The sequence below is a fragment of the Caldivirga sp. UBA161 genome (assembly GCF_002506515.1).
Taxonomy (GTDB): domain Archaea; phylum Thermoproteota; class Thermoprotei; order Thermoproteales; family Thermocladiaceae; genus Caldivirga.
Genome location: NZ_DAXS01000036.1, coordinates 239 through 10,892 on the forward strand (window position 1 = coordinate 239; position 10,654 = coordinate 10,892).

At 41.5% G+C, this 10,654-nt stretch carries 9 protein-coding genes; 1 reads left to right on the forward strand and 8 read right to left on the reverse strand.

All coding sequences use genetic code 11. The features are described 5' to 3' along the window. On the reverse strand, positions 1 to 1,363 hold a 1,363-nt coding region (locus BP896_RS04020; RefSeq protein WP_291765929.1), incomplete at its 3' end, for a hypothetical protein. 168 nt (positions 1,364 to 1,531) lie between these two features. On the opposite strand from BP896_RS04020, the gene BP896_RS04025 reads away from it, so the two are divergent. After that, on the forward strand, positions 1,532 to 2,839 hold the full coding sequence (locus tag BP896_RS04025) for a fucose isomerase (RefSeq protein ID WP_291765930.1): 1,308 nt from the start codon (positions 1,532 to 1,534) through the stop codon (positions 2,837 to 2,839). Between the two features lie 43 nt (positions 2,840 to 2,882). On the opposite strand, the gene BP896_RS04030 is transcribed toward BP896_RS04025, so the two are convergent. The 7 genes from BP896_RS04030 to BP896_RS04060 form a co-directional block, all read right to left on the reverse strand. Next, positions 2,883 to 3,335: a peroxiredoxin gene (locus tag BP896_RS04030; protein WP_291765932.1), complete on the reverse strand. Its 453-nt coding sequence runs from the start codon at positions 3,333 to 3,335 to the stop codon at positions 2,883 to 2,885. Positions 3,336 to 3,441: 106 nt separating this feature from the next. Continuing rightward, the gene (locus BP896_RS04035) at positions 3,442 to 4,095 is read right to left on the reverse strand and encodes a helix-turn-helix domain-containing protein (RefSeq protein WP_291765934.1); all 654 of its coding nucleotides are present in this window, start codon (positions 4,093 to 4,095) and stop codon (positions 3,442 to 3,444) included. Positions 4,096 to 4,310: 215 nt separating this feature from the next. Further along, positions 4,311 to 4,517, reverse strand: a complete 207-nt coding sequence (locus tag BP896_RS04040) for a hypothetical protein (RefSeq protein ID WP_291765937.1) — start codon at positions 4,515 to 4,517, stop codon at positions 4,311 to 4,313. 142 nt (positions 4,518 to 4,659) lie between these two features. Further along, entirely contained in the window at positions 4,660 to 6,195 is a 1,536-nt protein-coding gene (locus BP896_RS04045; protein ID WP_349681928.1) for an APC family permease, read from the reverse strand. Between the two features lie 81 nt (positions 6,196 to 6,276). After that, a complete protein-coding gene (locus BP896_RS04050; protein ID WP_291765940.1) occupies positions 6,277 to 8,121 on the reverse strand; it encodes an adenine deaminase C-terminal domain-containing protein in 1,845 nt (614 codons plus the stop codon). 108 nt (positions 8,122 to 8,229) lie between these two features. Continuing rightward, positions 8,230 to 9,075 (reverse strand): carboxylating nicotinate-nucleotide diphosphorylase, encoded by an 846-nt coding sequence (gene nadC, locus BP896_RS04055; protein WP_291765942.1) that lies wholly within the window; start codon positions 9,073 to 9,075, stop codon positions 8,230 to 8,232. Continuing rightward, the gene (locus tag BP896_RS04060; RefSeq protein WP_291765945.1) at positions 9,072 to 10,394 is read right to left on the reverse strand and encodes an MFS transporter; all 1,323 of its coding nucleotides are present in this window, start codon (positions 10,392 to 10,394) and stop codon (positions 9,072 to 9,074) included. The genes nadC and BP896_RS04060 overlap by 4 nt, the downstream gene beginning before the upstream one ends. Positions 10,395 to 10,654: the final 260 nt, after the last annotated feature.

Sequence of the window (10,654 nt, forward strand, 5' to 3'; positions counted from 1 at the left end):
CCATAACCCAGTGGAATCCCTGCCAATTCTCTAATGCTGCCTTAGCTTCATTAACCTTAACCTCAACCTGATTCCTACATATCCTTAGGAATGTTGGGCCAGTTGCCTCACCCCTAATTATCAGTAGTTTACTTAAGTCGTGGGATAGGCCAGCTATAGTCACTACACCTGCCTCATATAGGACCTTTGGGGCTACTGAAGTGTTTGACTCATGGTGTGTTGTTGCAATGTACCTAAACCCCTCCACACCGTATCCAAGCATCCTTGTTGGTGATGTGCAGTGAGCCAGTATTAACTTACCCTCACCAATGTTTACTGTCGGGTCGTAGAAGGCAGTGGGCTTATTAGCAATCCACCTCAATAAGTAGTGGGTAATCATTGCAGTTGGGTCAGCCTCACACGTACCAACTAAGCCACTATCATTCATAATGCTGAACGCCATACATGGAGTAGCCCCAACCCTACCTAAAGTATTGACGCTAAGGCAGTTGACTGTGGCCCAATCTGAGTCGGCCTCCTTTAGGTAGCCCATGAGTGTTAGGTAGTATGCCCCAGCCTTAATCCTCCTATCCTCATCTGGTTCAGGTAACTCGTACTTAACCCTAATATTAGCCTCAGCCTTACCCTTAGCCACATAATCATTAGCAATCCTCCCAGCCTCCTTAACTGCCTCAGGATCCTTAAGCTTAGCCTCAAAGTCGTTTACGAATCTTGAGTACGTAATGTGCTTAACCCTAAACCCAAACATTGATGTGGCCTTAGCTAACGTAGCCCAACCACCGAAGTCGTAATTCGGTTCACCAACCATAACCACTGTAGTATTCTTAAGCCTCTCCAATGCGTAGGCAACCCTCATTGTTGACTTAACTAGGTTCAAGTCACCCTCAGCTAAAACAATCCTCCTAGCTAAATCAGGCCTAATTGAGGCAAGATTCTGGTAAAGTGGTGGTGCGAAGAGTGTACCGGAGTAAAAGTGTTCACTGAACTTATCGTAGACGGCAGCGTAATCAACAATGGAGAGTAATGCGGTTAAAATACTCCTCTCAGGATACTGGTAAAGGGCTATTGGGAATATTGGAAGTAGTATTGCTAAGTGTACGCCCCTTAACTCATCTGCATGATTCATGAATTCATCCATGCTTGAAAGCTCAAGGATGGGTTCAAGGCTAATTGAGTAACCCTCCTTAACTAAATCATTAACAATATTATTAAGGTCACTGCCAATAGCCTTCAACTCACCCTCATAATCACCCCTACTCCTCACAAAACCCCAATAACCAACCTTAGCAGGCTCCTCACCTAAAAACTCCACACTAGGCTTGAGGACGATAGGCCTAACCCTGAGTGTAAAGGATTTAACCATAATTTCATGAAGGCATATTCTACTTTTAAGTATTCACTCAATTGCATTATGAATATGTTTACTGATTTAATAAGTACAGGTATGAAGTATTAATGAACCCCTCTTAAACGCGTTGGGTGCCTACAGCTTAGTTGATGCTTTTAAGGGGGTTGAGTAAATATTGATTCTATGGTTAGTATACCGGTGGTCTTCCTAGGGTCCTTTGAGCCTGAATTCCTAAGTAGGGATGAAGTTATGAAGGTTCTTAAGGATGCCTACCCTAATGTTGAGTTTAAGCCATATAATGTTAATAGTGTTAGTGACGCCTTAACCTTACTTAAATCTGAAGCTGATGCGTCAGGTTTCCTCATCTTTAATGCTAGAGTTATGCCTCAGGGCGTGGTTAGGGTTATTTTGAAGAGTGGTAAGCCCATACTCTACATTGCTAAATCCATGGAGGGTTCACCCAATTTCCTAATTGATGTTGCTGATGCGGTTAGGGAGGGTTACCCAATTCTTAGTGTGGTTACTGAGGATGTTTTAAGTAGGGGTGTTGTTGATGAGGTTAAGTACCTTATAGCCCTTGATAAAATTAGGGGGAGTAAGGTCCTACTGGTAACCGCTAGGAACCTCATAAGTTACATGAATTGGGCATTCCCAAACGCCACTGAGGTTTCTAGGGCTGTTGCTGAGCTTCAGAGGAGGTTTGGAGTCTCCTTCATATTCATGGATCTTAAGGAATTCATTGATAAGTACTATAATGTGGTTGATTCAAGGGATGCTGAGGATTGGGCTGAGAGGTGGATTAAGGCTGCGTCTCAATTCATTGACCCATCAAGGGCTGATGTTGTTAAGGCGGCTAGGCTTTACCTAGCCATGAAGGCTGCCTTAAGGGATACTGGGGCTAATGTAATGGCCTTCGACTGCATTATGAACGTTAGCACAGGCATAATTGATGCTTGGCCATGCCTAGGCTACATGCAGCTTTGGTATGAGGACATTATACCGGTCTGTGAGGCTGACGTATACTCAATAATACCCCTATTAATCGGTAAGTACCTCTTCAATAGGCCTGGCTTCGTTAATGACCCAGGGGTTGATGTGGTTAACGGTAGGTTCATTTACTGGCACTGCTACGCGCCAACTAACCCCCATGGTTCAGATAAGCCTGAGGCCCCCTACATTATTACTGATGCCCATGGTGGTAGTAAGCATGCTTCAATACACGTTAAATTACCCGTCAATGAGCCTGTAACTGTAATGGGCTTTAACCCAATTACAGGGATTTTAAGTATTCATACCGCTAAGGCTGTGGATAACATTTACTGGAAGCAATTATGTGCAACTAAGCTGGTTGCCTCAGGTGATGCCGGTAAGGTGGCTGAGAGGTGGGTTGTTGATAATGGTTACCATAGGGTGTTAATCTATGGGGACTTTAGGAGGGAGGTTAAGGAGTTCGCTAAATTACTGGGGGTTAAGGTTATTGAGGAGGATTAAATTAAGGTTTAAACCTAATGCCTCATGATAATGAAGCATAGTGTTAATTGCCCTTAATTACTGCCCTCAAGTATTCTAGGGCTTTAAGAGGGTGTTCATTAGGCTTAACACCCTTAATCACCTTAACTATTTTACCCTCCGGATTAATTATGAAGGTTACCCTCTCAGCTGTACCAGTTGCCCTTAATACGCCATACGCCTTAGATACGCTCTTATCATAATCACTAAGCAGCTTAAACCTAACACCATACTTCTCAGCGAACTTCCTCTGAGTTTCAACAGGATCCGTACTTATACCAAGTACAATAACGCTCATCTCCTCAAACTCATCCCATAACCTAGAGAATTCCCTAGCCTCAATAGTACAACCTGAGGTGAAGGCCTTGGGAAAGAAGTAGAGTACAATCCACCTACCCCTATAGTCACTTAACTTAACAACACCCCCATTATTATCTTTTAACTCAAAGTTAGGCGCCTCCTCACCCTCCTTAACCATAAGACTATGTTCAATTTACTCCACTTTTATTCCTTCATGCGGCTGTGAAACTAGGGAAATAATATTATGCTGATAATCTAGGTTAAAATTCATTGAAGCCTAATGCTTAAGCTTCATCAGTGAATATGTGTTCAAGTATTTTACGCACAGCGCTCCTAATGTATTCGTCAATGGTTGCCTTGGATAAGCCTAACTCCTTGGCTAATTCATCCAGCTTAATCAACCTGGGTACTTCAAAGTAACCCTTACTGTACGCTATCTTAGCTATCTTATATTCACTGGGCGTCAGTAATAGTACTGCATTCCTTAAGGCATTAGCCATTACATTATCCATATCGGCGTTCTCTAACTTATACTTCTTAATAATCCCCCTCCTACCCACCATCGTTAGGAATGATCTAGCTGACTCATCGTTAGGGAATAGGAATCCCCAATGCTCTATACCATTCTCATATATTGCCTTAATCTCGATCCCTCCCAGGACATGCGCCATGTATCTAGTACTATCAGCAGCATCACCCTTAAGTGCAACTTGAACATTCTTAGGGTAACCATCATTAAGAGGCCTAAGGGAAACAATCCCCCTAATATTCCTATGCCTACTAAGCACCCTCAGTAGGTGCTTAAGATCACGCTTACCCCAAACCTTAAGTATTGCAAACTCAAGAATAGTATCCCTTGAGGCGTCAACATAAGCATTAATCACATGGAATACGTAATTATCATCAGCAGTACTCATAGTCCAGTCAGTGGAATGCACATAATCAAAGCTAAGGTATGAAAAGCTATTAAGTATACCCATAATATGTAAATTTATTTGCTAGTATTAAAGTTTTTCTCCATAAGGGAAATTAAAGTAATAATTTTTACTGAAGCATGCATAATCATAGGTATTTAAATTACTCTACCAAGCAGATAACTTAACATTCATTATCCTCACTTACTAATCTTAGAATTAACCCTATAACTAAAACCTTAAGGTATTTTATACGCCCTATTCCTCTCATCATAAACGAATACTATTGGCGTATTAAAGCTTGGCACTATGATTGCGTTAATAGTGTTCTCCCCAGCATTGCGTATATTTAATCCCTTAACGTTGCCGTGGCTTGCATTGGCGTTAATTGCTTTCCCGTTCGTTCTCATTACCTTACCCATACCTATTATTGATCTTATACTCATTTCACTCACCTGAGTACTCCTTAGGGTTAAGGCTTTATATACCTTTCGTAGCAATGATTAAAACCAATAAATAATATCATCATGTATAAATAATCTATATATGAATTCACTAAGCCAATATAGTTAATTAAACCATCAATCATTATTCCGGCGGTATCTCAGTATATGCCATTGATACATCTATCCCATACCGCTTCCTATTAATGTAGCTTGATGCGGCATATAATGTGATGCCAAGTAGTATTGCCGCAATTACCACACCGTAGGCTAACCAATTACCACCCCAAATGCTTGGGTACTCCAGGAATTGGTAAGTTAGGTAAGCCATCACAGTTATTGTTAATGAGCCGGCAATAATCAGGGTAATCCTAGATGTATTACTGATTTTTAACGAATTCTTAACGCCCATTAATACTGCAGCAGCTCCAACTGCCATGAAGTATAATAATGCGCCAACAGTGGCACCGTATAGTGCAGTAAATGTACCGTAGAATAAGCCAGCAGCAATTATTAAGGCTGATGAAACACCCAAATCAAATAAATGCGCATAAACCGGCGTCCCAAATCTTGGGCTCAGGTAGGCGAAGAAGCTTGGCCAAACCCTATCAAAGGCAAGCGCAAACCAGTACCTAACAGCCACTATTGCCCCGTAGGCGAGTAGGGATAGGTACCAGGTGACTGAGGCAATGCCTATTAACCAACTTAACGCAGTGTTGTGGGATGACGCCATTGCTATTGTCCAGAAGTTAACATTACCGTTAATTAAGCCATTAATGTTGGGGTTAGATAAGGCAGCATTAATGAAATTAAACCCAAGCGAATAATACATAGCCTCAAAGCCTATGGTTAATGTGAGTAATGCTAATAGGAAGGCTATGGGAATATTCCAATGCAAAGCACCCCTACCCTTAATCTCAGCTGATATTGCTGGCCCCGCATTAAGCCATGGGTAAACGTATATTGCGAAGAATGGGAGGAGCATTAAAGTACTGTTAATGGTGAATTCAGGCCCCACATAACTGAGGGATACCTTAGAGTACGTGTAGCCCTGTGGAAGGAGCGAGGATACTGAGCTAATTACTTGAGTTCTTGGCGTTATGAAGAGGATAATTATAGCCACTAGTAACCCAATTAAGGACACTGTGGTTAATGCAGTCATTAATCTAATTCCATGCCTAGTACCCAGTATGTTGGTTAAGATTATTATTGAGAAGAAGGCTACCGCAATAATAATCTCCTCAGTTAATGATAATGACGCATTAACACCAAGCATTGGTAATATGGATTTAAGTTGAAAAACCGCAGCGAAGGATATTAATGCGTAGTAGGCTAGGTCCTGAACAACAAAGCCAAGCACTAGGCCATTGGTTAACCAGGCTAGTTTAGGGCCTAGAGCCCTACCAAGCCATACATAATCACCACCAACCCTAGGTATATACTTAACTAGAATTGAATACACTATTACCTGGGGTAATGCTAGAATTGCTGCAATTAAGGATGCGTAAACTAAGTTAACACCAAGTATGGTTGGTAAAGCTACTAGTGTGAAGCCTATTGTGGCTAATGCTGCTCCTATGGACATGTTTGCAACATTTATTGACACTGCATCCCAGAGCCCAGCCTCCTTGACTAGGCCTGTGGATTCCCTGATGAATATTGGGGGATTATCCTCCATCATTAATGTGTATGATTAAATATTTTTAAATTTTACGTTCATAGTTAACGTTATTAATTAAATTATTTATTTAAATAATTTAATTTAATATAAATTCAACACAGGATTAACCACGCGCCCCTCATTAACATCAACCACACCCTTTGGCGTAATCCTAATTTCAGGTATTACGATTACTGGCATTAGTGATATATGGAAGAGCGCCATCCTTGGTTCAGTAACACCTCCAGCCTGGAGGAAATCCTCAACGCACTTTACCTCTCTGTAAACCTTATCATAGGGTTCACTACTCATTAGGCCGCCAAGCTTAAGGGGTACCCTGCATTTAATTTCGCCATCACGTACTGTAATGATACCACCCCTTAATTTCTCAAGCTCCCTTAAGGCGATTAACATGTCGCTTAGGTTCATTCCAAGCACCAATATATTATGTGTATCACGCCCTATTGTTTGAGCTATAGCCCCAGTCCTGAGGCCTAAGCCATGTATGAAGCCCTTACCAATATACCTCCCACGATACCTATCAATCACTGCAATGTATGATACATCATTAAATGGGTTAGGGTTAATTAATCCATTAACCACAGGAACCTCCACCTTAACCTTCTTAGTAACGGTAATGCCATACCGTATCCCTGCAGCCAACACTAATGCAGTGCCGCTGCTCATGTTTACCCCTATGGCTAAGTCACTTAAATTATGGATTTTAGGGATATTGAATGGGCTTTCCATTAATGTTAAGTTGCTTAACTTATTGGTATCATAATCCTTAAGTAGTATTTGGCCATCATGGTAAATCACCTCCCCATTAACCACCACTGTATTAATGCTGGCTTCCTCATAATTATTTAACAACACTAAGTCACTTACCCTACCTGGTGCCACTAAACCAATTAGATTATCTAACCTTAGGTATGTTGCAGGATTCACAGTAACCATTCTAAACGCATTAATTGGGTCAATTCCATGCTCAATAATCCTTTTAACAACATAATCCATATACCCCCTCTCAACAAGGTCGGTGACTGAAACATCATCAGTAACTAGCATTAGCCTACTAATACCATGACTATTCTTAGCTAATTCAGGTATAATAGCTTCAGCATCCCTCCATGCTGTACCAAACCTAGGCATAACCCACATACCCCTAAGCAATTTCTCTAAGGCTCCACCTACGTTAATTGATTCATGGCATGATGATGGTGAAGCCACTGAATAGGCGTTTAAGGCATCTTCATCATCGCTTGGTAAGTGGCCGTAAACCATCATACCATGCCCCAGCGCCAATTTAATCTTAGCCAGTGAATCCTCATCTCCCTTAATTACTGATGAGTAATCCATGAATTCCCCAAGGCTATGAAACAGCCCAGTGTTGATTAATTGATTAATATCCTCAACTTTAAGTACCGCCCCTGGGTTATCAACATCAAGGTTAGTTGGTGGGACACAGGGTGGAATCTGCATGAGTATCTTCAACGGTAAGTTAATTGCACTCTTAGCGAAGTTAATGAGGTAATTCACGCCGCCTACATTAGTTATATCATGTGGATCAGCAACAATGAGTGTAGTACCATGCCTTAACGCCAATTTAGCGAACTCAACAGGTGCCAGGAAGCTTGACTCTATATGCACGTGGGCATCAATGAAGCCGGGGGTTACGTACATTCCACGCCCATTAATAATCCTCGTGCCTAAACCCACATAGCCCCCATCCTTACTTGACTTAGTTAATGCAGCTATGAATTTAGAGTACACTATAATTGATAAACCCTCCACTATGCGCCCACCAGCAACATCAACCACATTAACGTCACGTATAATTAGGTTAGCTTTCCTTAACCCCCTTGAGGCCTCTATTAGCTCACGCATTAACCCAATGTACTCTATCATTACGTTTCCCGGAAAGGTTAAGGCTTCATCATTAACCATTAATCTAAATGATTAAGCTAATTTATAAAAATTATCACTATAATAAATACAATATTTAATGAATTAATTGAATAAATTCAGCATTTAGAGTTCATTAATCATATATACTTACGTGGTGATTTCAAGGCTTATATCAATGGGTTTAGCCTTCATTGTTATGTAGCTTGTACTGATTATATCTGGGTTAGCTTCAGCATACTCAATAATATTGCTTGGTGTAATTCCACCAGATGCCTCTATTATGGCTTTATTCCGTAGGCCTAATGCCTCAAGCGTATTTATTATTTGCTTGAGTTGAGTTGGCGTAACATTATCTATGAGTACTGCATCTGCCCCAGCCTTAATTGCCTTAATGGCGTCATCAACATTACTTACCTCAACCTCAATCTTATGCATGAATGTTGCCTTATCCCTAGCTATCTTAACGGCTCCCTCAACATCATGAATTATGGCTAGGTGATTATCCTTAATTAATAATGCATCACTTAATGATAACCTATGGGTATCAGCACCACCTACAGCCACTGCCTTCTTAATTAATGACCTTAAGCATGGTATGGTTTTCCTAGTTGCCGCAACCTTAACCCTTGGGTTAACCCTATGAACCATTTCAACAACCTCCCTAGTAGCCTTAACCACACCAAGTATTATGCTTAATACGTTAAGTAGGCTCCTCTCAATTACTAGAATTAATTTAGCATTACCGGAGAGTACCATTAATGATTCACCAAGCTTAAAGTATTCACCATCATGCTTCAAGGCATTGGCATTAAGCCCAAGCACCCTCAACGCCTCAGCAAAGTCAATTAGGCAGCATGCGTAGCCATCTTCCTTAGCCAACACTACCGCCTTAACCTCCACATCACCTATAATGGCCTCAGTGGTGGCGTCACCAAGGGGTGCATCCTCCTTAACTAAGTTTAAGAGTAATTGAGCTAACTCCTGAGGCATCATTTAGGGGTCACCTTAAGTAGTGCTAATGATGAAGCCAATGAGGCTAATGATATTGAAGCCATTAAAGCCGATACGGCGTACCAAGCTGAGTAACCTAAGGTACTTATGATTACGGGTAAGATTAACCCTGACGCCAACCCAGTAAGTAAACCACCCAATTGGTAAGCTAACCCTGAACCGGAATACCTATACACTGTTGGGAATAATAGGGTGAATAACTTCGGTAATGAACCAAAACCCATGTACTCAGAGGCCATGTAAGCCTCAAAGGTGATGAGTATCACGGCTGGGTTACCTGTGGCTAATAATGGGTAAAATAATACACTCATAATACCTGTTGCAACTGAGCCAATTACCAAGATTAATAGTGGATTGTACTTATCCGATAATGAACCACTAATGAGCGTTGATGCAACACCACCCGTTAATAGGGATATGGCGTAAGCCAATAGTATGAATGAGCTAGCTGGCATACCCATTAATGTACCTATTCCCAACGCCTTGCTTACATACGTAACTGAGTAGGGTAATACGGCAACTGTGGTTACTGCAGTTATGTAGAACCAAGCTAAGGCAAGCAACATTACCTTCAGCCACTCCCTCTTAAACACTTCAATGGCGGGATACCTCAACACCTCACCCCTCTTAGCCAGCTCCATGAATAGTGGTGATTCAATTAACCTATGCCTAATAATGGCTGCAATCACTATTACTGCGGCTCCAACCAGGAATAGTATCCTCCACCCCCATGAGTAGAAGAATTGATGAGGCATTAATAGTGATGAAAATGAGAAGGCCAATGATGCTAAAGCAATGCCCACTGTTGCAAAGGCCTGAAATACTCCACCCCAGAATCCCAGGTTACTGCATCCATTAGCCATCATTACTTCACTAATCCATGTGGCGCCACCACCCCACTCCCCACCGAAGCCTATGCCGAGTATTAACCTAGATATGAGTAGGAGCATAATGGAATATATACCTATTTGACTATACGTTGGGGTTAATCCCATTATGACCATTGATGCGAAGGCTAGTAATAATGTTAAAACTAAAGTATACCTCCTACCCACCCTATCACCAATATGCCCAAATATAAATGCCCCAAGAGGCCTAGTAACGTAGGCTACAGCGTAAGTGACCATTGCTAAGGATAATGCAATACCCGGTATTTTGAAGGCTGGCTCAAAATATTGGCTTAACCACACTGTACCTGCCGCATTGGCGGCTAGTAGGAAGTCATAGTAGTCAAGCATAGTCCCTAACCCAGCGGCTAATACCGTGGATTTTACAACTCTTGAGGTTTCAGTTAACCGCATATTTAAGGTAATAAGCTAGCTCTCAATAACTTAGCCGTGCGGTTTTCAATCATAATTCATTGATTCATAATGATCAAGTGTGCAAAGTAAGTAACACAGTACCTCATGTTTAATCACTTAGTGCCCTTTGATTGCCAGGAATACGTAATGTTAGCATTACGGTTGCGTAAGGTTTATTTGTTTTTGTTTGTTTTACTGTTGGGATGAGTCTTAGTCCTGAGGAGAAGAGGAGGTTTTTGAGGGCTTTGGAGGAGGATGAG

Excerpts from the sequence above, each read along its gene's own strand:
- BP896_RS04025 (WP_291765930.1), top strand. The coding sequence starts at position 1,532 with ATGGTTAGTATACCGGTGGTCTTCCTAGGGTCCTTTGAGCCTGAATTC.
- BP896_RS04030 (WP_291765932.1), bottom strand. The coding sequence starts at position 3,335 with ATGGTTAAGGAGGGTGAGGAGGCGCCTAACTTTGAGTTAAAAGATAAT.
- BP896_RS04040 (WP_291765937.1), bottom strand. The coding sequence starts at position 4,517 with ATGAGTATAAGATCAATAATAGGTATGGGTAAGGTAATGAGAACGAAC.
- BP896_RS04045 (WP_349681928.1), bottom strand. The coding sequence starts at position 6,195 with ATGATGGAGGATAATCCCCCAATATTCATCAGGGAATCCACAGGCCTA.
- BP896_RS04050 (WP_291765940.1), bottom strand. The coding sequence starts at position 8,121 with ATGGTTAATGATGAAGCCTTAACCTTTCCGGGAAACGTAATGATAGAG.
- nadC (WP_291765942.1), bottom strand. The coding sequence starts at position 9,075 with ATGATGCCTCAGGAGTTAGCTCAATTACTCTTAAACTTAGTTAAGGAG.
- BP896_RS04060 (WP_291765945.1), bottom strand. The coding sequence starts at position 10,394 with ATGCGGTTAACTGAAACCTCAAGAGTTGTAAAATCCACGGTATTAGCC.